The sequence below is a fragment of the Rhodococcus sp. IEGM 27 genome (genome assembly GCF_033142305.1).
Taxonomy (GTDB): Bacteria; Actinomycetota; Actinomycetes; order Mycobacteriales; family Mycobacteriaceae; genus Rhodococcus_F; species Rhodococcus_F oxybenzonivorans.
The window spans coordinates 43,631-65,417 of the sequence record NZ_JAWLSG010000002.1 but is presented as its reverse complement, the minus strand read 5'-3'; the positions used below and the strand labels follow the sequence as shown (position 1 = coordinate 65,417).

The window sequence follows — 21,787 nt, the reverse complement described above, 5'->3', positions numbered from 1 at the left end:
GATGACCTTTGGAAAACCGATTCGGCGTGCGAGCCTCATCTCGCAGGTCACCGAGCAGTTGCGGGAAGAGATCTGCAGCGGACGCTGGGCGGTCGGCGAAAAGATTCCGACCGAGACGGCGCTGTCGGAACTGACCGGAACGGGACGCAACACCGTCCGGGAAGCCGTCCAAGCGCTGGTCCATACCGGGCTGCTCGAACGGAGGCAGGGATCGGGGACCTACGTCGTCGCCACCTCCGATGTCGGCGGAACCCTCGGAAAGTACTTCGCCGGGGCCCACGAGCGCGACGTCCTGGAACTCCGCCAGGCCCTCGACGTGACCGCCGCCGTGCTCGCCGCCCGGCGGCGCACGCCCGAAGACGTCGCCCGCCTCGAGGGCTTGCAGCGCGAACGCCGACGCCTGTGGGAGGAATCGGCGGATGCGGCGATCACAGCCGATGTCGCCCTTCACCGCGCGATTGTGGAAGCCAGTCACAACGCGGTGTATCTGGAGTTCTACGACTCGCTGCTCCCCGCGATCGAGCACACCGTGGATCAGCATGTGCACGCCACCGGTGAGGGATTGCACGAGGAGCACGAACGCCTCGTGCGGGCCGTCATCGACGGAGACGAGCATCGCGCATCGCTCGCCGCGCGGGACCTCTTCGCCGAACTTCTCGACTAGCCGGGCCCCCTCGGCACGTCCACTCAGAGCAGCAGTCGCACCACGTCGGCGGTACGGGCGAGTCCGGGGAAGGCTTCGGCCGTGGATCGGGGGTGCAGCACATGGACGGCAAGACGGAACAGAACGGCACGCAACAGCATCTGCGGCCACTCGGGAAGGTCTTCCCAGCGTCCGATCAGGGCCTCGTCCGCCCCACCCCAGGAGATGGCGTCCACGACGGCCACCGCGGCCGCCCACGCCGCGGGCCGCCAGTACGGGGTGATGTCGGTGATGCCGGGTGCCAGGGCACCCGCGAACAGCACGGTGCCGAACAGGTCCCCGTGCACGAGCTGATCAGGACTGACCACAGGTTTACGCAGAGTCGCCAGGCCGGTGATCAGTTCCAGGCTCTTGCGCCCGTCCGGCGACGGCGTTTCGAGTTGCTCGGCACCCTTCGCGCCGCGCAGGGGAATCTTCTCCCACGCGGCCCGATCGGCCGCCACGAAGACGTCGACCTCCGCCCACGGGGCGACGGGAGGCTGCACCAGGAATCGGGGACGCTCCAATTGGGACGTCGCGGCGTGCAGCCGACCCGACATCGACACCACCTCGTCGTGCCGGGGTTCGGGCGTGCCCTCGATGAACGTGTCCGCACGCCACCCCGACACCACATACCGGCCGTCGGTCGAACGCACCGGACGAGCGAGCCGCACCCCGTCCACTTCGAGGGTTTCCCGCACCTTGGCCGACCAGGCGGCACGGGCGTGGTCGGCGACGGCTGAGAGGACTACGTCTCCACAGAGCCACCCGCCGTCCCAGTCCGCACCGAGTGGAATGGGCTCGACTTCCCGGAGGCCGAACGTGGAGCACACGTGCTGAGGGGGTTGTCCTGTGCTCACGATGTCAACGCTACCGCCGGGTGACCCGGCGACCCCGGAAGGCGCGCTGACCAGGTGCCGCCGAAGTCAGTACACGGGCAGGCTGGTGTCTACCTGCCTGGCCCACGCGATGACTCCACCCTGTAGATGTGTCGCGTCGGAGAAGCCGGCCTTCTTGAGGGCGGCCAGCGCTTCGGCCGACCGCACGCCGGTCTTGCAGTGCAGCACGATTGGCTTGTTCTGCGGCAGCTCGGCGAGAGCCTCCCCGGACAGGATGCGGTCCTTCGGGATCAGCACCGCGCCGGGCAGATGGACGATGTCCCATTCGACGGGTTCGCGCACATCGACGATCTGGATGTCCTTCCCCGCATCGAGAAGATCCCGCAGCTCCGTCGCGGTGATGGTCGACCCGGCCGCTGCAGCCTGACCCTCGTCGGAGACGACGCCACAGAAGGCGTCGTAGTCGATCAGTTCGGTGATCGGTGTGCGTGCCGGGTCACGGCGAAGGGTGATGGTGCGATACGTCATGTCGAGCGCGTCGTAGACCATGAGCCGGCCGAGCAGCGATTCACCGATACCGGTGATCAGCTTCACCGCCTCGGTGGCCATGATCGACCCGATCGAGGCGCACAGCACCCCCAGCACTCCCCCTTCGGCGCACGACGGGACCATTCCGGGCGGCGGCGCCTCCGGGTACAAGTCGCGGTAATTGAGTCCGCGCCCATCCGGTGCGTCCTCCCAGAACACCGACGCCTGCCCCTCGAAACGGTAGATGGAACCCCACACGTACGGCTTGTGTGCCAGGACAGCGGCATCGTTGACCAGATAGCGGGTGGCGAAGTTGTCGGTGCCGTCGAGGATCAGGTCGTACTGACCGAACAGCTCCACCGCGTTGTCGGGTTCGAGCCGGAACTCGTGCAGCCGGACGTCGACGTGTTCGTTGATCTCCTTGATGGAGTCGCGGGCGCTTTCCGCCTTCGGCCTGCCCACGTCCGAGCGGCCGTGGATGACCTGACGTTGCAGATTGGACATGTCGACCTCGTCGAACTCCACGATGCCGAGGGTTCCGACACCTGCAGCGGCGAGATAGAGCAACGCCGGCGAGCCCAGGCCGCCCGCGCCGATGACGAGGACCTTGGCATTCTTCAGCCGCTTCTGCCCCGCCATGCCGACCTCGGGGATGATCAGGTGCCTGCTGTAGCGAGCCACCTCGTCACGCGAGAGTTCGGCGTCCGGCTCCACCAGCGGTGGCAGTGGCTGCGGGGTTCTTCCAGAACGGTCAAGCGACACGATCCACTCCTGACGATTGCACGACGGCTTCCGGCGTCGAGACGTCCCCTTGGCGACACCTCGACAATGTCCTCAACGTCGACTCCTCGACAATGTCACTGTCGACTCCTCGACGATGTCACTGTCAACACCCCGGCAACCCCCATTCTTCCCCCCGCCACGCCGGCGGGACACATGGGCTCAACTCAGCCACGCGGGAACGGCCAAGGATTGAAATGGCACGTCAGGCCATTCTTGGGCACTATCCCTTCGGGGTCGAGTTCGGCGATGTCGTTGTTGGAGGTGCCGAACGACTGCTGCATCATCACCGGGGCGAGACCGCCCTCCGTTTCGCAGGGTTGGTGATCCTGGTAGCCGATCGCATGACCGACCTCGTGGTTGATCTGGTACTGCCGATACGAACCGATGTCACCCTGGAAGGCGATGGCTCCGCGCACCCAGCGGGGTTCGTTGAGGAGGACGCGGTCGATCCCGGGGTTGTAGCAGGACACCTCGAGCTGGATGTCGTATCCGCAGGCCTCCCTGATGGTCATCTGGGAGGTCAGGGACACGCGGAAGTCAGGGTCGCCCTGGTCTACGCGCCGGAACGCGAACCGTGGGTCCTTGGTCCAGCTCTTCGGGTTGGACAGGGTCTGGTCGACCATGCGCCCGAAGGATTCGTCGCCCCCGAATCCCGAGGTGTCCACGCCGTCCTCGATTTCGACGGAGTAGGTGAACTCCCGCTCGGTACCCTGTCCGACCTTGGGACCCGAGCCGGGCACCACCCGCCACGTGCGGGCCCCCGCAGTGGTGAACGGGCCGCCTTCCGGCAACGCTCCGGATGGCAGATCGGCCGCGAAGTTTCCATCCGCCTCGGGAGGCACTCCGATGACGCTCGAGCCGTCCGTGTCCCGGGACAGCGTCCCGAATCCGGGAGTGTCGGTGCTCGCTGCCGGATCTCCGGCGCCAGTGCCGCGCACCGCGTCGACCACGACGAAGATCGTGACCACGAACAGGATCGGTATCGCATAGGCGCGCCACCCATAGGTGGAGACGAATCGGCCCACCCTGCTCTGTTTCCGAACCTGCCGTTCCGGCCGGGGGGTCCGGGGTTTGGTGACGTCCCCGGTGATCGGATCCCACTGCGCACGGAGAGGTTGATGGGATTGCGCCCGGGAAGTGGACCGAGAGGCACCGGGTGCGGCGACACGCTGATTCAGGCTGCGCGATGGCCACTCCCCGTGATCGGAGCTCTCGGGAGCCCTGCCGCGCACGCGCGGTCCTCCTCGGTCAGTCACGACGCCAGAATCTCACAGTCCGGCATCAGCTCGTCCCAGCCGTCCACCGATGTCCTCTTCGGCGTGTCCGCCCCGGACCACCCGCAACACTGGGGCAACCCGTGCCAGCTGGTATGGCCGCAAGCGGGGATCCGGGCAGTTACCGGTCAGGCAATATTGCAGTCGGACATCGACCTGTGAGTCCACCATGAACGGATTCCTACGCGCGGGTATCGTTCACACAGTTACACAGAATGTGACGCGGAATACTTGTGCAGATTGGAAAGCGCTATGACTGAACTCGCAGATCGGACGAACTCCGATCGCGACGCCACCACCGGAAAGGGTAACGGGCCGCGGCGCAGTACGCGTCTCCCCCGCGACGCCCGGCGACTGCAGCTACTCGCTGCAGCCAGCGAGGTCTTCGTCACGCGCGGGTACCATGCTGCCGGTATGGACGAGATCGCCGAGTGCGCCGGAGTGAGCAAGCCCGTCCTCTACCAGCACTTTCCCGGCAAGCTCGAGTTGTATGTCGCCGTTCTGCAGAGCTATGTCGACAGCCTGATCTCGGGTGTCCGTCAGGCATTGCGATCGACCACCGACAACAAGCAGCGCGTCCGTGCGGCGGTCCAGGCGTTCTTCGACTTCGTCGACAATGATTCGCAGGGCTTCCGGTTGGTGTTCGAGTCGGACCTGATGGGCGAACCTCAGGTTCAGAGCCGTGTCGAGCAGGCCACCGAGGCGTGCGTCGACGCCGTCTTCGACCTCGTCAGTCACGATTCCGGTCTCGATCCCTATCGCGCCCGCATCCTGGCTGTGGGATTGGTCGGCGCAAGTCAGTTCACGGCGCGCTACTGGCTCGAAGCGGCGCGTCCCATTCCCAAGGAAGAAGCGGTCGACACCACCGTCACCCTGGCGTGGGGTGGTCTGTCCCGCGTGCCGCTGCATCCTGAGCAGCGCTAGAACCTAGGTGTACGAGAAAGGGCCCGCAGCCGGTTACGGCTGCGGGCCCTTTCTCGTACACCGTCACGCAGTGGGAGCGAACCCGACCTTGCGGATATCCGACGGACCGATCTCCACGTACGCAATCTTCGCCGCCTGGATGAGGAACTTGCGTCCCTTGTCGTCCTGCAGAGACAGGATCCCGTCGCCGCCGCCGAGGGCGCCCGAGACCAGTGTCTCGACCTCGTCCGGGGTCTGCTCGCTGCTGACGATGAGCTCACGTGGGCTGTCGATTACACCGATCTTGACCTCCACGGTCAACCTCCGAACTCTCCGAGAAACATCAGCTGTCCTGGCCAGGCTAATGCAGTCGGCCCCGCCGGGGCGCGCAGGTGCGCTGTGCCCTGAGCGAACAGGGCGTCCGCATGGGGCGATGTCACACGAGACCGAGCACCGCCATGCGCTCGGCGTGCATCTTCTGCATGCGGTCGAACAAGGCGACGACACCATTGAGGTCTCCCGACGCGGAGATCACGAGATCGGTCAGCGCCTCGCGCTGCGCCAACACGAATTGCGCCTGCGTGATCGCTTCACCGAGCAGACGCCGGCCCCACAGCATGAGGCGGTCCTTGTCCCGGTTGCTGGCGGCGATCGCCCGCTGCACCTCGTGTACGACGAACTCTGAGTGGCCGGTCTGTGACAGCACTTCTTCGACCGTTCCGGCCGCCTCGGCGGGCAGGGAATGGCCGATCTCGCGGTAGAAGTCGGCGGCGATTCCGTCACCGACATAGGCCTTGACGAGCGCCTCGAGCCAGGTGGAGGGCGTCGTCGAGGCGTGGTAGTTGTCCAACGCGCGCACGAACGGGTCCATGGCCTCGTAGATGTCGAATCCGCGCGCGGTCAACGCGCGCTCGAGCATTTCGAAATGGCCCATTTCGGCGGCTGCCATGCTGGCGAGCGCGACCTTACCCTCGAGGGTTCGCGCCATCTGCGCGTCCTCGGACAACCGGTAGAAGGCGGAGATCTCGCCGTATGCAAGGACCGCGAAGAGTTCGCTGACACCGGGGTGATCAGCGGGAATGGTCGAGTTCGACGAGGCAGGCGTGTTGGGCTCCATGGCGCCCCAGCCTAGTGCGTCGGGGAGTGACATTCCCCATGAGCAACCGGCGAGCGGGCGTTGTCCGGCTACAATGATGGTGGATAGCCGCTCGTCGCCACGTTCGTCACCATCGAACGCCGGTCCGGCACTGATCGCGTTCACGATGTGGTCAGCGGTTCTCCACCGATAATGTGCGCGCACCTGATCGACGGTCCCAGCCGCGCCTCGCCGAAATTCTTCGAATTTCCGCGCTGAGGCAGAGGCAGGATCACTCGGAAGAGGATCTCGACAAGCGTCGACTGGGAAATCGGGCCGAACGGCGGCCTGGCCCTTACCTCGTGCGTGCGTGCAGCTACGAGGAAGGCTAGTCCCCTGAGCAAGATCACTGTCGACCATGAAGACGACGCGACCGAGACCACGCTGTCTGCGCAGCTCGACTCCACTCACGTTGCTCCCACCTTTGCCGAACTCGGCGTTCGTGACGAAATCGTCCGGGCTCTCGACGAGCAGGGCATCGAGCGCACGTTCGCCATCCAGGAACTGACCCTGCCGCTCGCCCTCGCAGGCGACGACCTGATCGGTCAGGCCCGCACGGGCATGGGAAAGACCTTCGGTTTCGGTGTCCCGCTGCTCCACCGCATCTCCAGTGGCACCACCGGAACGGCCAAGCTCGACGGCACCCCCCGGGCACTGGTCATCGTGCCGACCCGCGAGCTGTGCATTCAGGTCACCAAGGACCTCGACAACGCGGCGAAGTACCTGAAGGGCGAGAAGAACAAGCTCGAGGTTCTCGCCATCTACGGTGGCCGCCCGTACGAAACGCAGATCGCAACGCTCCAGAAGGGCGCCGACGTCGTCGTGGGCACCCCGGGCCGCCTGCTCGACCTCGCCAACCAGGGTCATCTGATCCTGGGCAAGGTCGAGGTCCTCGTTCTCGACGAGGCCGACGAGATGCTCGACCTGGGCTTTCTGCCCGACATCGAGCGCATCCTCGGGATGGTGCCGGACAAGCGTCAGACGATGCTGTTCTCGGCGACCATGCCGGGTCCGATCATCACGCTGGCCCGCACGTTCCTCACCCAGCCGACGCACATCCGCGCCGAGCAGGCCGACGACTCTGCGGTGCACGACCGGACCAGCCAGCACATCTACCGGGCGCACGCGCTCGATAAGGCGGAGATGGTGGCCCGCGTGCTGCAGGCCGAGGGCCGCGGCGCGACGATGATCTTCACCCGCACCAAGCGCACCGCCCAGAAGGTCGCCGACGATCTCGCCGAGCGCGGTTTCTCCGTGGGCTCCGTCCACGGCGATCTCAATCAGGTCGCTCGTGAGAAGGCGCTGAAGGCGTTCCGCACAGGCAAGATCGACGTACTGGTCGCAACGGACGTCGCGGCCCGCGGCATCGACATCGACGACGTCACCCACGTCATCAACTACCAGTGCCCGGAGGACGAGAAGACGTACGTCCACCGGATCGGCCGCACCGGCCGGGCGGGCCGCACCGGCATCGCGGTCACGCTGGTGGACTGGGACGACATTCCGCGGTGGCAGCTCATCGACAAAGCCCTGGGCCTCGACATCCCGGACCCCGTCGAGACTTACTCCAGCTCACCCCACCTGTACGAAGAGCTGTCGATCCCGGCGGGGACGACCGGCTCGGTGAAGGCGGCTCCGGCGGCGAAAGCCGAGAAGCCCGCGCCCGTCGAGGACGGCGACAGCACCGAGCGGGCTCCTCGCCCGATTCGCACCCGTGCCCGGCGCCGCACACGGGGTGGGCATCCTACCGACAGTGTCGGCCCCAAGTCGGTCACAGCCGAGACGACGGCCCCCGAATCCGCTGCTTCCGGCGACACCGAGGGTGACGGTGCATCCGCGCCGCGCCGTCGTCGTCGCCGCCGGACCTCGAAGGTCGGCGCCACGACGAACGCGGAGTAAATTACTACCGTGCTCGCACCTGAGCGGCGCTCGCGCGCCGATCTCGCCGTCGCGGCCGGAATCGCACTGATTGTGACGGTCGCCCTGGTCGTCGTGTGGTTCCGTAGCGACGCAAGGGGCACCACTTCGGTGACGGCGGCCGAGCCGCCCTCTGCACTCGTCACGGCTCTGGCCGTGCCCGAGAATCTCGATCCGCTGTGGGAAGCGTCGAGCGCCGTCCCCACTGCACCTCTCGTCGCCGCCGGCGCCGTGGTGACCGCGGACGGTGGTGACGTCGTCGGACGTGACCGTACGTCCGGTGACGAGCTGTGGCGGTACTCCCGGGATCGTGAGCTGTGCGGTGTGACCGCCTCGTGGGACAAAGTCGTGGCGGTCTACCGCGACGAGCGAGGGTGCTCTCAGGTGACGGAACTCGACGGCGGCACCGGTGCCCGGGTAGCGCAGCGTTCCAGTGACGCCGACCCCGAGGTGATGTTGTCGGCGGATGGAACCTATGTCACCGCGCGTGGGAACAGCCGACTCGAGCTGTGGCGCTCCGATTTGGTGCGCACCGTCGAATACGGCCGCGTCGGCGCACCCGTCAACCCCGGCAAACAGCCTCGCAGCGGATGCACGTTGCTCGACGTCGGTTCCAGCAGTAGCCGGCTCGCCGTGCTCGAGCGTTGCCCCGGCGAGGAGGGTGACCGACTGACCGTCATGAACCCGTCACCGAAGGACAATCAAGAGCCCGAAGAGTACGGGTCCAGCGTCCTCGCCGGCGTCGAGGCAGGGGTCGAGGGTGCTCGGGTTCTCGGCGTGTCCGGTGAAACCACTGCCGTGTATCTACCCGGCGGGAAGTCCACCGGTCCGCGGATCGGTCTGTTCGACGGCACCGGCAACGCAGTCTCCGAGTACTCTCTCACCTCTGCAGTGGGGCCCGATTCGGTCACTGCGGCAAGCAGTTCCGTCGTCACGTGGTGGACGGGTTCCGATGTCGTGACTTTGGGCGCCGCCGATCTTGCGCCGCGGTGGAGCTTTCCCGGCGCCCTCGGTCCCGGGGCCGTCATGGCAGGCAGCCTCCTCGTGCCGGTCGACAACGGGATCGCTGTTCTCGACCTGTCGACGGGTGCGCGGCTGAGAACCATTCCGGTCGAACGCGATCCCGGTACGGGACCGATCACCACCGCTGTGGCGGGCGACCTCGTCATCGAGCAACGTGGCGACCGGATCACCGTCCTACGCTGACGGCGTGGCGGATTCCGCGATCACAACAAGGTAGCCGTCGAGGTCACGCAACCAGATCTCCCGGTGGCCCGCATTGGGATTGAAGTGAACGTCGGTGACGACGTCGACATCCGAAACTCGTATTCGTGTCAGCACATCGTCGAAATCACCGGCCTCGAACCAGATCGCCACCCCGTTACCCCTCGGGAGCGCCGGGTCACACAGCGCGCCATGATGGTGGCCGAGGTCGATCCTGTGCAATTGCAGGATCAGAACTCCGTCGACGAGAAGTTGCTCGTACTCGCATCCCCCGTGGCCGCTCACCGCTCCGAGGACGTGGCAATACCAGTCGGCGGCCCGTTCGACGTCGGCTACGGAGACGAGCGGTTGCGCCCGTATTTTCGGGATCGTGCTCGGTGGCGTCATGCCTGTGACGGTAACGTGGCCGACCCCCCGAGGCTTGGACAAATGCGCACACACACGACGCGTCCGGTCAGCGGAAGGTGGCCCGGTATGCAGTCGCTGCTCGACGAGCCACCGGACCGAACCCGTTCCGGAGAGCCTCGTTCGCTACCGACGCCCCGTGGTCGCACCGAATCATGTAAGGACACAGGTCGATTCCCGACGCCACGCCCGCCACGGTGAGCACCTCGCCGTCGTGGGTATAGAGCACCCCTGGGTCGAGATCGATGTCGGGGTAGAGCCGCCGGAACGCGTTGGCCGATTTCCCGAGCGTGGTCGCGCGACGGTTGTGCAGCAGGCCGGCGGCCGCGTGAACGAACGATCCCGTGCAAATCGACGCGACACGGGCGCCGGGAGCCAGCTGCCTTCCGCTCCCAGAACGGTGGCGACTACGACTCCCAATTCGTGTTGCGTGCCGATTGCTCGCCCGGAACCCACGGGATTCCGGGCTCATTATGGCGAAGTGGCACGATCCGAGCAGAACTCCGCCCTCGCGCGAGCTGTAACGTGTTCTAATTCTTCAATGGCAACCTACGTGATCACGGGCGCCGCGTCAGGCATCGGCGCCGCCACCGGTCAGCTACTCATCTCGGCCGGTCACAACGTCATCGGTGTCGACCTCGCGAACACCCACGTCGTCGCCGACCTGTCGACCCCTGAAGGCCGGTCTGCGGCGGTGGCGGCAGTAACCGAGGTCAGCGAAGGAGTCGTGCACGGGCTCGTGTGCTGTGCGGGACTCGGACCGCTCTCCCACGCTGCCGGCGGGACACTCGTCGCTGTCAACTACTTCGGCGCTGTCGACCTCGCCACCGGACTGCGGCCGGCACTCGAGCGGGCCGAGGGTGCGTCGGTGGTCGTGATCTCGTCGAGCAGCACTACCACCCAACCGGGCATCTCGGAACACCTCGTAGCCGCATGCCTCGATGGCGACGAGGCCAGAGCCCTGGAACTCGGGGACGAGGCCACCGCCATTCCGGCATACCCGGCGTCCAAGCTGGCGCTGGCCTGGTGGGTCCGGCGCGAAGCCGTCCGCACCGAATGGGTCGGGCGGAAGATCCGCCTCAACGCCGTCGCACCCGGGATGATCGACACACCGATGACGAACGGGCCCGACCTCGACCCCGAGCTGGCGAAAGCCCTGGATTTCTACCCAGTACCACTGGGACGCCGCGGCCGGCCCGAGGAGATCGCAGCCGTGGTCGAGTTCCTGGTGGGACCGGGCTCCACACTCCTCTGCGGAAGTGTCGTTTTCGCCGACGGCGGCACGGATGCATTACTCCGGCAACAGGATTGGCCTGCGGCCTGGAACCCGACCCCTGAGGACCTTACTCGGCACTTCCAGTCGAGAACGTGACCAGCTCGGACCCGGCCCAGTGCTTCGCCAGGTTGTCCGCCAGGTCACGATAGGCCTGCGCACCCTTGTTCTTGCGCCCTGCCAGAACGGTGGCGCCGGACGCCGTCGCCTCCGCGAACCGGACGGTCCGCGGAATCGGCGGCGACAGGACCGGCAGATCGTATCTGTCGGACACATCGGACAGTACGTCGCGACTGTGCGTGGTCCGGGCGTCGTAGAGCGTGGGCAGTGCACCGAGCAGCACGAGGTCGGGGTTGGTGATCTGCTGGACCTCCCGGACCGTCCGCAGCAGCTGGCCCACACCGCGATGGGCGAGCGTTTCACATTGCAGCGGGACCAGCACCGATTGCGAAGCAGTGAGACCGTTGAGCGTGAGCACCCCGAGCGACGGCGGGCAGTCGATGATGACGGTGTCGTAGTCGTCCAGTAGCGATGCCAGAGCGCGCTTGAGGGCGAACTCGCGACCGGGACGCATCAGGAGCAACGCTTCCGCACCGGCCAGGTCGATCGTGGCAGGAAGCAGATCGACACCGTCCGCGGTGGGGATCACGGCATCCTTCGCAGCGAGATCGCCGGTCAGCACCTCGTGGACCGAGGCCTCGAGACGGTCAGGATTGTGGCCGAGGGAGAAGGTCAGACATCCCTGTGGATCGAGATCGACCACCAAAACCTTGTTGCCCAGCGCAACGAGCGCCGCACCCAGAGAAGCGACGGTGGTGGTCTTGGCGACCCCACCCTTCTGATTTGCCACTGCAAGAACCGTTGTCACGGCTCGATCCTGTCCTACTTCGCCCCTCGAGGCGAGCCTTACACGCGATTCGACTGACATGATGGATCAATGCCACCGAGTGATTCGCCGTCAGAACGTCGGATCGTCCTCCTCCGGCACGGCGAGACAGAATGGGCGCGTGCCGGTAAACACACAGGTCGCACGGATATCCCGCTCACCGACGTGGGCGAACGGCAGGCCCGGACGCTGGGCACCGCACTCGACGCTCTGAGATTGCGCAATCCACTCGTGATCGTCAGCCCCCGCCGCCGCGCCCAGGACACCGCTCAGCTCGCGGGACTGAAGATCCACCGCACGTGGGACGCGCTCGTCGAATGGGACTACGGCACCTACGAGGGCCTGACGACGCCGGACATACGCACGAAGGTGCCCGACTGGACGGTGTGGACTCATCCCTGTCCGCGCGGAGAACAGGCGGAGCAGATTCATGCCCGGTGCGATCTCGTCCTCTCGGTTGCCCATTCGCAGCTTCCCGACCGCGACGTGATCCTCGTAGGGCACGGCCACTTCTCTCGCGCCCTCATCGCGCGGTGGGCGGATCTGCCGGTAAGCGAGGGGCGCCGATTCGCACTGTCGCCCGGCGCCTACTCGATACTGGGTTTCGAGCATGGCGCACAACAACTGGTCACTCACAACGTGACGATCGAGGAAGGTTCCCGATGATCAGACGCGCACGACCCGAGGACGTCTCTGCCATCACGGCCATGATCTACGAGCTCGCCGAACACCAGAAGGCGCGCGACGCGTGCACCGTCACGGCAGAGCAAATGCAGGACGCGCTCTTCGGACCGCAGCCGTCCACCTTCGCGCACGTCGCCGAGAGCGACGACGGGCGCGTGGTCGGCATCGCAGTCTGGTTCCGCAATTTCTCCACGTGGGACGGCACCCACGGTATCTACCTCGAGGACCTGTTCGTCAGCCCCTCCGAACGAGGTGCCGGGCACGGCAAAGCGCTGCTCGCCACACTCGCCAAGGAGTGCATCGACAACGGCTACACGCGACTGTCGTGGTCGGTGATCAATTGGAATACTCCGTCGATCGAGTTCTACGAATCGCTCGACGCTCATCCTCAGGACGAGTGGACCACCTACCGGCTCACCGGGGACCCGCTGGGAAAGCTGGCATCCGAGGTGAGCTGACTGTCATTCGTCCTGACCGTATTCGGCGGCCATCCACTTCGACGTGGGGCTGCTGAACAGGCAGCCGAGAGCACCGATCACCACGACCCCGAGCAGGACACCGAACACGGGCTGGTGTGAATCGGTGAGAAGCGACCACGCCACCGGGAGCAGGAGCAACTGCGCGACGATCGCGATGGCCCGACCCCAGCGCCTGCCGAAGATCAACGCCACGCCCGCGGCGAGCACTGCGCCACCGAGGATGGCGAACCATGCCGCGGTTCCGTAGCCGCTGCTCACACTCTGATCGTGGCCGAGCAGCCCACGCACGACCAGCACGACGGCCACCCCGACGGCGACGGCACCCTCGAGCGACACCAGTGCACCCGCGGAGCGGACCGTTGCGGGCGTGGACTGGCTGAGAGGCGGCTTCGGCACGCGGCAAGCCTAGAACACCGAGACGCCGGCAGGCTCGGGACGGTGACGCACAACGCCCCACTAGTCTTGGTCCCTGTGCGCGCGCTGCTGATCGTCAATCCGAATGCCACCTCGACGACCCCCGCCGGGCGCGACCTCCTCGCTCATGCACTGTCGAGCAGAGTGCGATTGACGGTGGCGCACACGACGCACCGCGGCCACGCCGCCGAACTCGCGCAGCAGGCCTGTGTGGACGGAATGGGGTTGATCATCGTCCACGGCGGCGACGGCACCGTCAACGAAGTCGTCAACGGCCTCCTGGGTACGCCCCCGCCGGGGTCGACACGAGTCGAGTCGGTGGAACCGGTTCCGCCGATCGCCGTCGTACCCGGGGGTTCGGCGAACGTGTTCGCCCGGTCACTCGGCATCGCCGCCGATCCTGTCGACGCCACCAACCAGCTCATCGACCTGCTGGCGCGCGGCGAGCTGCGCAGGATCGGTCTGGCCCACTGCGACAACCGCTGGTTTGCGTTCAACGCGGGTCTCGGGTGGGACGCCGCGGTCTGTGAGGCCGTGGACGCCCACCGCAAGAACGGCCGACCGGCCACGCCCGCCCAGTACGTGCGGGCAGCGGTCCGGGTCTTCTTCCGGTCGAAGAACGCCGAGCCGACGCTCACGGTGCACGTTCCTGGGCAGGAACGAGTCGAGGGCGTCCACTACGCATTCGTGTCGAATGCCAGTCCGTGGACGTATCTGAACAAACGGGAGGTCCACACCAACCCGGACACGAATTACGACAGTGGCCTCGGCGTCTTCGCCATGACCTCCACGTCGATCGTCACCACACTTCGTGTTGCCCGCCAGTTGTTGACCCCCGGTGCCAGTCCGCGCGCGAAGAAGCTCATCAGGGTCGACGACGTGCCGTCGGTGCGGATCTCGGCGTCCCGGCCGATCGGACTGCAGATGGACGGCGATTACATCGGCCTGTGCAACGACGTGGAGTTCGTGTCGGTGCCGGAGGCCCTGGACGTGGTTGCGCCCAGATCCTGAGCAGACCTCGAGAAATCGGGTTTCCACCTCGCGGGCCGGGCTGCCATGGGGTACAAAGGACGGCGCGCCTCATAGGGCGACCTTAGTAAGTGAGTTCCCCCACGGTGCGGCGGATTTCTATTGACATCCCGCCAGTTCGTGAAAGCATTCACAAGCAACAGTGCGGAAACATTCTCTACGCACAGATGAACTCACCAAGACAAAATGGTGCATTACGCACCCAGTTAAGGAGCAGAAGGATGGACTGGCGCCACAAGGCAATCTGTCGCGACGAAGACCCCGAGTTGTTCTTTCCCGTAGGCAACAGCGGTCCGGCTCTCGCGCAGATCGCCGATGCCAAGGTTGTCTGCAACCGCTGCCCGGTCACCGCCGAATGCCTCTCCTGGGCTCTCGAGTCGGGCCAGGACGCCGGTGTCTGGGGCGGTATGAGCGAAGACGAGCGACGCGCACTCAAGCGCCGTAACGCGCGCACGCGGGCCCGCACGACCGTATAGAAGTACTTCGAGGAAGACGGGCCCGGCACCACATGGTGCCGGGCCTCTTGCTTTGTGCACCCTCCTGCTTCTGTGGGCCGTCACGTCGCGTTCCAGTACCGAGGTCCGCGGCGGCCCAGCGGAACCCGCAGCACTGCGTCCGTTCCGCCGTCCGTTCCCGGGTGCAGGCCCAGGGAACCGTTCAGTTCGGCGGCCACGAGTGTCCGGACGATCTGCAGGCCGAGACGATCGGAACGTTCGAGGCTGAAACCGGGCGGCAGGCCTTTCCCGTCGTCGTGGATCACCACGTCGAGCCAGCGTGCGGACCTCTCGGCGCGCATCGTGACCGTCCCGGGTGCACCGGGTTCGAAGGCGTGCTCGATGGCGTTCTGCACGAGTTCGGTCAGGACCATGACGAGCGGTGTGGCCCTTTCCGCGGAGAACACCCCCAAACTTCCCACACGCCGGACCTTGATGGGTGTGCTCACGGTTGCCACGTCGGACAGGATCGGTACCAGCCGGTCGACGACCTCGTCGAGGTTCACTTCCTCGTCCACGGACATCGACAACGTGTCGTGCACGAGCGCGATCGAGGTGACCCGGCGCACGGATTCCGTCAGCGCCTGGCGCGCTTCTTCGTTGTTGGTGCGCCGCGCCTGCAAACGGAGCAGGGCGGCCACCGTTTGCAGATTGTTCTTGACCCGGTGATGAATCTCACGGATCGTCGCATCCTTGCTGAGGAGCGCTCGATCGCGCCTCTTGACTTCCGTGACATCGCGGACGACGACGGCAGCGCCCACCCTTTTACCGCCGGGCTTGAGGACCAGCGCACGCAACAGCACCGTCGCTCCCCTCGCTTCGATCTCCATCCGCCTGCCGGGGATGTCTGCCAGGGTGTCGCGGATATAGCCCGCAACCTCCTGCGACTCGAACGGGTCGGTGACCAGTGACCGCGTCGTGGCCGCCAGGTTGCGTCCCACCAGGTCGGAGCTCAGACCCATGCGGTGATAGGCGGACAAGGCGTTGGGGCTGGCATAGACGACGCGACCCTCGGTGTCGAGGCGGATGAAGCCGTCGCCGGCGCGGGGACTGGAATTGGTGTCCGACCGCGACTCCCGGATCGGGAAGGTACCGTCGCTGATCATCTGGCACAGGTCTTCGGCGCAGTCGAGGTAAGCCACTTCGAGCGGGCTCTGCGCCCGCTGATGCGACAGGTTCGTGTCCCGGCTGAGTACCGCGATCACCTCGCCGCCCCAGCGCACCGGGACGGCCTCGCCCCGCGGCGGCAGACCGGCATGCGTGCCACCATCCGTCGGCCGCACAACCCGCTCCTCGACGAGGGCCTGCAACACCTGCGGATGCTGGGACTCCGAGGCCACCGTTCCGACGACGTCCTCGGGATACGCGGTCGACGCAGTGGTGGGCCGGCAGTGGGCGACGCAGATCACCGTCCGTGTTTCTTTCGGGGACGCAGAATCCTCGACCCACAACAGCACGTCGGCGAACGACAGATCGGCCAGGAGTTGCCACTCCCCGACCACTCTCTGGAGGTGATCGACGGCGGACCCGGGAAGATCGGTGTGCTCGGCGAGCAGATCGCTCAGGGTGGACATCGGCTGAGGGGACTTCGAGTCAGCTCACGAGATGACGGCGATGAGGTCGCCCTGCTGGATCACGTCGCCGACCTTGACATCCACGGAGGTGACGGTGCCGGGCTCCTCGGCGATGACGGGAATTTCCATCTTCATGGATTCCAGAATGACGAGGGTGTCGCCTTCCTTCACCTCGTCACCCGCACTGACCACAACCTGATACACCGTCGACACCATCTCGGCGCGCACGTCTTCTGCCATCGTGATCCTTACTCCCGGGGTCGAGAAAGCCCTGTTGCACAGACACCCAACCACACGTGGAACACTGTAGTGAAAAGAAGGGAGATCTACTCATGGGTAAGCGTGGTCGCAAGAAGCGCAGTCGCAAGGGCAATGCCGCCAACCACGGCAAGCGTCCCAACGCCTGACGCGCCGTAGAACGCACATCAGGGGCCGGAAAGCAGCACGCTTTCCGGCCCCTGACTGCTTGTCTGACGCCCTAAGCCTCGCGTTCGGTCTCTGTGATCAGGATGGTCCGCCGTAACTCGACGGAGAGCCGCTGCCGCAGGCTTTCGGGGGCGTGCTCGCCACCGCATTTGCGGCTCACCAAGCTCTTGACCTTCTCCTCGATCCCGTAGGCCTCGAGGCAGGAGCCACACTCGTCGAGATGCCGCTGCAGCCGCGCGCGCGAGGCCGCATCACATTCGCGGTCCAGCATCAGCCAGACGTCGGCGATCACCGCGGAGCAGTCGAGCTGCTCGAATTCGTCCTGCTCGCTCACCGGGAAACCTCCTGATCCGCACCTACGGCTGCCTCGGCCGGCAGCTCTCCGTCACCCCGGTTGAAGCCGCGTTCACGTGCGACGTCACTCAGCAGGCCGCGCAGCTGCTTACGTCCGCGGTGCAGACGCGACATCACGGTCCCGATGGGGGTACCCATGATGTCGGCAATCTCCTTGTACGGGAATCCCTCGACATCGGCGTAGTAGACGGCCATCCGGAACTCCTCCGGAAGCGCCTGCAACGCCTCCTTGATGTCGTCGTCGGGAAGGGCATCGAGCGCCTCCACCTCGGCGGACCGCAAACCGGTAGACGAGTGCTCTGCCGTCGCTGCCAGCTGCCAGTCCGTGATCTCGTCGGTGGGGTATTGCGCGGGCTGCCGCTGTTTCTTCCGGTACGAGTTGATGTAGGTGTTGGTCAGGATCCGGTACAGCCAGGCCTTGAGATTGGTGCCCTCACGAAACGACCGGAATGCCGTATAGGCCTTCACGTACGTTTCCTGCACCAGATCTTCGGCATCCGCAGGGTTGCGCGTCATCCGCAGCGCAGCACCGTACAACTGATCCAGAAGTGGAAGCGCATCCCTTTCGAAACGCGCGATCAACTCGTCCTGGGGCTCGGGTCGGTCTGCCTTCGGACGGTCATGTTCGTGCACGCTGATCCCTTCGGTCGCCGTGGGCGTCAAGGTTACCGCCAACTGCAGACGCGACGTGGGCTCCGCTACCGTGGCCATCACGAGTAGGACCACTCCCTTCACTGGACGCTTGCTTCTGCCCGTACCAACACGGCTGCCCCCGACTGTGTTCCCGGGACGTACTCCTGAGGCCGCCGGGACGAGATGGCACAGTGTTCATCCATGGCCGGAACTGCGACCCCCGCGACCACCCTGCTCGGTAAACAGCGCGTCGCGCACCGGGTACACAGCTATGCGCACGACGCGCGCGCCGAGTCGTACGGCTCCGAGGCCGTCGACGCGCTCGCCGAAACGGTAGGGGTCGCGGCCCATCAAATTCTGAAGACCCTCGTGATCAAACTCGACACCGGCAAGCTCGCCGTCGCGGTCGTGCCGGTGCCGGACATGCTGTCGCTGAAGGCCGCAGCGGCGGCACTCGGGGCGGGTAGAGCGGTGATGGCCGAGCGGAGCGAGGCGGAGCGGTCGACCGGTTACGTTTTCGGGGGCATCTCGCCGCTCGGGCAGCGGAAGATCCTTCCGACCGTGATCGATGCCTCCGCCATGAACTGGGATCGGGTGCTGTGCAGTGCGGGTCGCCGGGGTGTGGAGATCGAACTCGCGCCGGCCGACCTGGTGCGGCTGAGCGGAGCGGTGGTCGCCGCCGTCACAGCAGGCTGAGCTGCTCTCCGGCCTGCGCTTGGTCGGGCATGCCCGGATCGTGCTCGAGTAGCTCGGGTCCGTTGTTCCGGACACTGTTCACTCGCGTCGACACCCGGAGGATCCCGATGTCGGCGATGGCCTCGGTCGAGACCGTGAGTAGGTCGGCCGACGCGGGTTGCCGAGGATCGAGCCAGGCGTCCCACCGATCGCGCGGCAACACGAGCGGCATCCGATCGTGCACATCCGCCAACTGGGCAGCGGAGTCGACCGTGACGATGGCGCAACTCAGGACAGGTGCGGGGGCGCGCACCGACCGGTCGTGCCATACGGACCACAGCCCTGCCACGTACAGACGGGAACCGTCCTGCGGCGACAGATAGTACGGAATCTTCTCGGTTCGGCGCGACGCCCGTCCCTGGCCGCCCGTGGCTTCGTTCTTCCACTCGAACCACCCGTCCATCGGCACCAGACACCGCGTGTGTGTGAACGCGTTCCGGAACGCGGGTTTGTCGATCGAGTCGGCGCGGGCGTTGAACAGGACGGGTCCGCCGCCGACTTTCCTCGACCACGGCGGGACGAGCCCCCACCTCATCCGCCGGACACGACGCGCGTCGTGGCGGTCGAGGACAGTGAGTACCTCGGTGGTCGGGGCGACGTTGAAATCCGGTCGACCTGGCTCCTCCCCCACCTCGTCGATGGCATCGAGGTCGGTCGCCAGCGTTGCCGGATCCGCAGTGGTCGCATACCTGCCACACATACCCACCAGAGTGGCACGGACCACCGACACCGTGCCGAGCCGTCCATCCACCCACCCGACACGCCGCCCAGCCGTGCCCCTCACCCCTCGCGTAGGCGAAGATGGAGACCGTGAGCCTGAGCCTGTGGAAAGCCCCCCGCGCCGAAGAGCCCGTCGTTGCGACGGTTGTCCTGCCCGGATCGAAATCCATCACCAACCGTGCACTGATCCTCGCCGCGCTCGCGCAGGGCCCCTCGACTTTGCGCGGTGCGCTCCGCAGTCGCGACACCGACCTCATGATCGACGCTCTCCGCACTCTCGGGACCACTGTCGAAGAGCAGGACGACACCACGACGCTCGAGGTCACCCCCGGACCCCTCCGCGGTGGATCGGTGGAGTGTGGTCTGGCGGGCACGGTCATGCGCTTCCTGCCACCGGTGGCGGCACTCGCGTCGGGCACGGTCCGGTTCGACGGGGACGAACAGGCCCGCACACGCCCCTTGGGCACCATTCTCGACGCGCTGCGCAGCCTGGGCGCGGACATCGACGGGAACGCACTGCCGTTCACGGTCGAAGGCCGCGGCTCGCTCCGAGGCGGACACGTCACGATCGACGCGTCCGGTTCCTCACAATTCGTCTCGGGCCTGCTGCTGTCGGCGGCTGCATTCGACGAAGGTGTCACCGTGCACCACGACGGCAAGTCCGTTCCCTCGATGCCCCACATCGAGATGACCGTCGAGATGCTGCGCGCAGCCGGTGTCGCGGTGTCCACGCCGGCAAGCGGCGGTGACGCCGACACGTGGCGGGTGAGTCCAGGCGTGATCCGGGCCGTCGATTGGGCGATCGAACCGGACCTGTCGAACGCCACGGCCTTCCTCGCGGCGGCCGCCGTCACCGCCGGAGAGGTGACGGTGCCACGCTGGCCCGGCCGCACAACGCAGCCCGGTGATGCGATACGCGAGATTCTCCTCGCCATGGGTGCGCAGGTGCGGCTCGACGGCGACGAGTTGACGGTCACCGGACCGGGCACTCTGACCGGAATCGACATCGATCTGCACGACGTCGGCGAACTCACTCCCACCGTCGCCGCCCTGGCGGCCCTGGCCGAAGGGCCCTCCCATCTGCGGGGAATCGCGCATCTGCGCGGTCACGAGACCGACCGGCTGGCAGCGCTCTCCACCGAGATCAACGCGCTCGGCGGGAACGTCACCGAGACAGAGGACGGTCTCACCATCGTTCCCACGACGCTGCACGGCGGGACGTGGCACTCCTACGCCGATCATCGGATGGCGACGGCAGGCGCCATCATCGGACTCGTCGTCGACGACATGGCAGTCGAGGACGTGGGCACCACGGCCAAGACGCTGCCGGGCTTCGAAAACCTCTGGGCCGCAATGGTGACCGCAGCTGCGGGCACCGGTCGGAAGGCGAGCTTCTGAGCCGCCGCGAGTACGACGAGTCCGATGTGCGGGTCCGTCCGGGTAGGGGGACGCGGCCGCGGACCAAGACCCGACCGGAGCACCTGAGCGCGGAGTCGGCGATGGTCGTGTCGGTGGACCGGGGACGGTGGGGCTGCGTACTGGGCGGCGATCCAGAGCGCCTGATCGTCACCATGCGCGCCCGAGAATTGGGCCGCACCCCCATCGTGGTGGGAGACCAGGTCAGTGTAGTGGGCGATCTTTCCGGCAAGCCCGACACTCTCGCCAGGATCGTGCGGGTGGCCGAGCGCTCCACCGTTCTGCGCCGGACGGCCGACGACACCGATCCGTACGAGCGGATCGTCGTCGCCAACGCCCAGCAGTTGCTGATCGTGGTCGCGCTCGCCGATCCCCCACCGCGCACCGGTTTCGTCGAGCGCGCGCTGGTCGCCGCCTATGTCGGCGGGTTGAACCCCATCATCTGCCTCACCAAGAGTGACCTCGAGCCGCCCGAGGAATTCGCGAGCGCTTTCGCGGATCTCGATGTTCCCGTGGTGGTCGCCGGACGAGACGATCCCGTCGACGACGTCATGACCATGTTGTCGGGAAAGCTCACCGCACTGATCGGTCATTCCGGTGTGGGCAAGTCCACGCTGGTCAACCGGCTCGTTCCGGATGCCGATCGGGCGGTGGGTGTGGTGTCCGGGGTCGGGAAAGGGCGGCACACCTCGACACAATCCGTGGCGCTGTCCCTACCGACGAGTGGATGGGTGATCGACACCCCCGGAATCCGGTCGTTCGGGCTTGCCCACATCTCCCCCGAGAATGTGGTGGCCGCCTTCTCCGACCTGGCCGCGGCGATCGAAGACTGCCCGCGCGGGTGCACCCATCTGGGCCCGCCCGCCGATCCGGAGTGCGCGCTCGATCAGCTCGAAGGGAAAGCGGCCCGACGCGTCGACGCGGTCCGCCACCTCCTCACCGCGATCGCTTCCAACGAAGCGTGGTGACGAAGGGGCGAA

28 protein-coding genes are annotated in these 21,787 nt (G+C 66.3%); 13 read left to right on the top strand and 15 right to left on the bottom strand.

Going from position 1 to position 21,787, the window contains the following annotated elements; all coding sequences use genetic code 11:
* Window position 1 precedes the first annotated feature (1 nt).
* Entirely contained in the window at window positions 2–664 is a 663-nt protein-coding gene (locus R4P95_RS06645) for a FadR/GntR family transcriptional regulator (RefSeq protein WP_213577336.1), read from the top strand.
* Window positions 665–687: 23 nt separating this feature from the next.
* On the opposite strand, the gene R4P95_RS06640 is transcribed toward R4P95_RS06645, so the two are convergent.
* The 4 genes from R4P95_RS06640 to R4P95_RS06625 all read right to left on the bottom strand — a co-directional run bounded on the left by R4P95_RS06640 (window position 688) and on the right by R4P95_RS06625 (window position 4,277).
* Complete coding sequence (locus R4P95_RS06640; protein WP_317746445.1) at window positions 688–1,542, bottom strand: TIGR02569 family protein; 855 nt, start codon at window positions 1,540–1,542, stop codon at window positions 688–690.
* A 66-nt stretch (window positions 1,543–1,608) separates the two neighbouring features.
* The gene (moeZ, locus tag R4P95_RS06635) at window positions 1,609–2,811 is read right to left on the bottom strand and encodes an adenylyltransferase/sulfurtransferase MoeZ (RefSeq protein ID WP_317746444.1); all 1,203 of its coding nucleotides are present in this window, start codon (window positions 2,809–2,811) and stop codon (window positions 1,609–1,611) included.
* Window positions 2,812–2,996: 185 nt separating this feature from the next.
* Window positions 2,997–4,010 (bottom strand): DUF3152 domain-containing protein, encoded by a 1,014-nt coding sequence (locus R4P95_RS06630; protein ID WP_317746610.1) that lies wholly within the window; start codon window positions 4,008–4,010, stop codon window positions 2,997–2,999.
* A gap of 90 nt (window positions 4,011–4,100) precedes the next feature.
* Window positions 4,101–4,277: a hypothetical protein gene (locus R4P95_RS06625; RefSeq protein ID WP_213577329.1), complete on the bottom strand. Its 177-nt coding sequence runs from the start codon at window positions 4,275–4,277 to the stop codon at window positions 4,101–4,103.
* Between the two features lie 81 nt (window positions 4,278–4,358).
* Here R4P95_RS06625 and R4P95_RS06620 point away from each other — a divergent pair, with 81 nt between their 5' ends.
* The gene (locus R4P95_RS06620; RefSeq protein WP_109331224.1) at window positions 4,359–5,030 is read left to right on the top strand and encodes a TetR/AcrR family transcriptional regulator; all 672 of its coding nucleotides are present in this window, start codon (window positions 4,359–4,361) and stop codon (window positions 5,028–5,030) included.
* 63 nt (window positions 5,031–5,093) lie between these two features.
* Here the strand turns inward: R4P95_RS06620 and R4P95_RS06615 are convergent, their stop codons facing one another.
* Both R4P95_RS06615 and R4P95_RS06610 read right to left on the bottom strand, forming a co-directional pair.
* Window positions 5,094–5,324: a DUF3107 domain-containing protein gene (locus tag R4P95_RS06615; protein WP_109331225.1), complete on the bottom strand. Its 231-nt coding sequence runs from the start codon at window positions 5,322–5,324 to the stop codon at window positions 5,094–5,096.
* Between the two features lie 121 nt (window positions 5,325–5,445).
* A complete protein-coding gene (locus R4P95_RS06610; protein WP_208961267.1) occupies window positions 5,446–6,126 on the bottom strand; it encodes a ferritin-like fold-containing protein in 681 nt (226 codons plus the stop codon).
* A gap of 324 nt (window positions 6,127–6,450) precedes the next feature.
* Between R4P95_RS06610 and R4P95_RS06605 the strand changes: the two genes are divergently transcribed.
* Window positions 6,451–8,043 carry a DEAD/DEAH box helicase gene (locus R4P95_RS06605; RefSeq protein WP_317746442.1) on the top strand — a complete coding sequence of 531 codons (1,593 nt, stop codon included), beginning with the start codon at window positions 6,451–6,453 and terminating at the stop codon, window positions 8,041–8,043.
* 9 nt (window positions 8,044–8,052) lie between these two features.
* Window positions 8,053–9,267: a hypothetical protein gene (locus tag R4P95_RS06600; protein WP_317746441.1), complete on the top strand. Its 1,215-nt coding sequence runs from the start codon at window positions 8,053–8,055 to the stop codon at window positions 9,265–9,267.
* On the opposite strand, the gene R4P95_RS06595 is transcribed toward R4P95_RS06600, so the two are convergent.
* Together R4P95_RS06595 and R4P95_RS33540 are read right to left on the bottom strand one after the other, a co-directional pair.
* On the bottom strand, window positions 9,259–9,672 hold the full coding sequence (locus tag R4P95_RS06595; RefSeq protein WP_317746440.1) for a VOC family protein: 414 nt from the start codon (window positions 9,670–9,672) through the stop codon (window positions 9,259–9,261). The genes R4P95_RS06600 and R4P95_RS06595 overlap by 9 nt on opposite strands.
* A gap of 67 nt (window positions 9,673–9,739) precedes the next feature.
* Window positions 9,740–10,162 (bottom strand): hypothetical protein, encoded by a 423-nt coding sequence (locus R4P95_RS33540; RefSeq protein ID WP_397517647.1) that lies wholly within the window; start codon window positions 10,160–10,162, stop codon window positions 9,740–9,742.
* 69 nt (window positions 10,163–10,231) lie between these two features.
* Between R4P95_RS33540 and R4P95_RS06585 the strand changes: the two genes are divergently transcribed.
* On the top strand, window positions 10,232–11,062 hold the full coding sequence (locus tag R4P95_RS06585; protein ID WP_317746438.1) for an SDR family oxidoreductase: 831 nt from the start codon (window positions 10,232–10,234) through the stop codon (window positions 11,060–11,062).
* Here the strand turns inward: R4P95_RS06585 and R4P95_RS06580 are convergent.
* Window positions 11,034–11,831: an AAA family ATPase gene (locus R4P95_RS06580; RefSeq protein ID WP_317746437.1), complete on the bottom strand. Its 798-nt coding sequence runs from the start codon at window positions 11,829–11,831 to the stop codon at window positions 11,034–11,036. The genes R4P95_RS06585 and R4P95_RS06580 overlap by 29 nt on opposite strands.
* Window positions 11,832–11,900: 69 nt before the next feature.
* On the opposite strand from R4P95_RS06580, the gene R4P95_RS06575 reads away from it, so the two are divergent.
* The gene (locus tag R4P95_RS06575) at window positions 11,901–12,515 is read left to right on the top strand and encodes an acid phosphatase (RefSeq protein ID WP_317746436.1); all 615 of its coding nucleotides are present in this window, start codon (window positions 11,901–11,903) and stop codon (window positions 12,513–12,515) included.
* Complete coding sequence (locus R4P95_RS06570) at window positions 12,512–12,991, top strand: GNAT family N-acetyltransferase (RefSeq protein ID WP_159925907.1); 480 nt, start codon at window positions 12,512–12,514, stop codon at window positions 12,989–12,991. Before R4P95_RS06575 ends, R4P95_RS06570 begins: the two co-directional genes overlap by 4 nt.
* Window positions 12,992–12,994: 3 nt before the next feature.
* Here the strand turns inward: R4P95_RS06570 and R4P95_RS06565 are convergent, their stop codons facing one another.
* Window positions 12,995–13,408: a hypothetical protein gene (locus R4P95_RS06565; RefSeq protein WP_109331244.1), complete on the bottom strand. Its 414-nt coding sequence runs from the start codon at window positions 13,406–13,408 to the stop codon at window positions 12,995–12,997.
* Window positions 13,409–13,483: 75 nt separating this feature from the next.
* Between R4P95_RS06565 and R4P95_RS06560 the strand changes: the two genes are divergently transcribed.
* Window positions 13,484–14,437 (top strand): diacylglycerol kinase family lipid kinase, encoded by a 954-nt coding sequence (locus R4P95_RS06560; RefSeq protein WP_317746435.1) that lies wholly within the window; start codon window positions 13,484–13,486, stop codon window positions 14,435–14,437.
* A gap of 239 nt (window positions 14,438–14,676) precedes the next feature.
* Entirely contained in the window at window positions 14,677–14,931 is a 255-nt protein-coding gene (locus R4P95_RS06555; protein ID WP_005240099.1) for a WhiB family transcriptional regulator, read from the top strand.
* Window positions 14,932–15,011: 80 nt separating this feature from the next.
* On the opposite strand, the gene R4P95_RS06550 is transcribed toward R4P95_RS06555, so the two are convergent.
* Together R4P95_RS06550 and R4P95_RS06545 are read right to left on the bottom strand one after the other, a co-directional pair.
* On the bottom strand, window positions 15,012–16,523 hold the full coding sequence (locus R4P95_RS06550) for a sensor histidine kinase (protein WP_317746434.1): 1,512 nt from the start codon (window positions 16,521–16,523) through the stop codon (window positions 15,012–15,014).
* Window positions 16,524–16,547: 24 nt separating this feature from the next.
* Window positions 16,548–16,763: a biotin/lipoyl-binding carrier protein gene (locus R4P95_RS06545; protein WP_005240095.1), complete on the bottom strand. Its 216-nt coding sequence runs from the start codon at window positions 16,761–16,763 to the stop codon at window positions 16,548–16,550.
* A gap of 92 nt (window positions 16,764–16,855) precedes the next feature.
* Between R4P95_RS06545 and R4P95_RS33535 the strand changes: the two genes are divergently transcribed.
* The gene (locus tag R4P95_RS33535; protein ID WP_022597109.1) at window positions 16,856–16,930 is read left to right on the top strand and encodes a 50S ribosomal protein bL37; all 75 of its coding nucleotides are present in this window, start codon (window positions 16,856–16,858) and stop codon (window positions 16,928–16,930) included.
* A 71-nt stretch (window positions 16,931–17,001) separates the two neighbouring features.
* Here the strand turns inward: R4P95_RS33535 and rsrA are convergent, their stop codons facing one another.
* Together rsrA and R4P95_RS06535 are read right to left on the bottom strand one after the other, a co-directional pair.
* The gene (gene rsrA / locus R4P95_RS06540; RefSeq protein WP_109331247.1) at window positions 17,002–17,283 is read right to left on the bottom strand and encodes a mycothiol system anti-sigma-R factor; all 282 of its coding nucleotides are present in this window, start codon (window positions 17,281–17,283) and stop codon (window positions 17,002–17,004) included.
* A complete protein-coding gene (locus R4P95_RS06535; protein WP_374432561.1) occupies window positions 17,280–17,936 on the bottom strand; it encodes a sigma-70 family RNA polymerase sigma factor in 657 nt (218 codons plus the stop codon). Before R4P95_RS06535 ends, rsrA begins: the two co-directional genes overlap by 4 nt.
* Before the next feature lie 201 nt (window positions 17,937–18,137).
* Here R4P95_RS06535 and ybaK point away from each other — a divergent pair, with 201 nt between their 5' ends.
* Window positions 18,138–18,632, top strand: coding sequence for a Cys-tRNA(Pro) deacylase (ybaK, locus tag R4P95_RS06530; protein WP_109331250.1), 495 nt, complete (start codon window positions 18,138–18,140; stop codon window positions 18,630–18,632).
* Here the strand turns inward: ybaK and R4P95_RS06525 are convergent.
* A complete protein-coding gene (locus R4P95_RS06525; protein ID WP_317746608.1) occupies window positions 18,619–19,371 on the bottom strand; it encodes an SOS response-associated peptidase in 753 nt (250 codons plus the stop codon). The two genes, ybaK and R4P95_RS06525, sit on opposite strands and share 14 nt — an antisense overlap.
* Before the next feature lie 101 nt (window positions 19,372–19,472).
* On the opposite strand from R4P95_RS06525, the gene aroA reads away from it, so the two are divergent.
* Both aroA and rsgA read left to right on the top strand, forming a co-directional pair.
* Window positions 19,473–20,789: a 3-phosphoshikimate 1-carboxyvinyltransferase gene (gene aroA / locus R4P95_RS06520; protein ID WP_317746433.1), complete on the top strand. Its 1,317-nt coding sequence runs from the start codon at window positions 19,473–19,475 to the stop codon at window positions 20,787–20,789.
* On the top strand, window positions 20,786–21,775 hold the full coding sequence (rsgA, locus tag R4P95_RS06515; RefSeq protein WP_109335200.1) for a ribosome small subunit-dependent GTPase A: 990 nt from the start codon (window positions 20,786–20,788) through the stop codon (window positions 21,773–21,775). Before aroA ends, rsgA begins: the two co-directional genes overlap by 4 nt.
* Window positions 21,776–21,787: the final 12 nt, after the last annotated feature.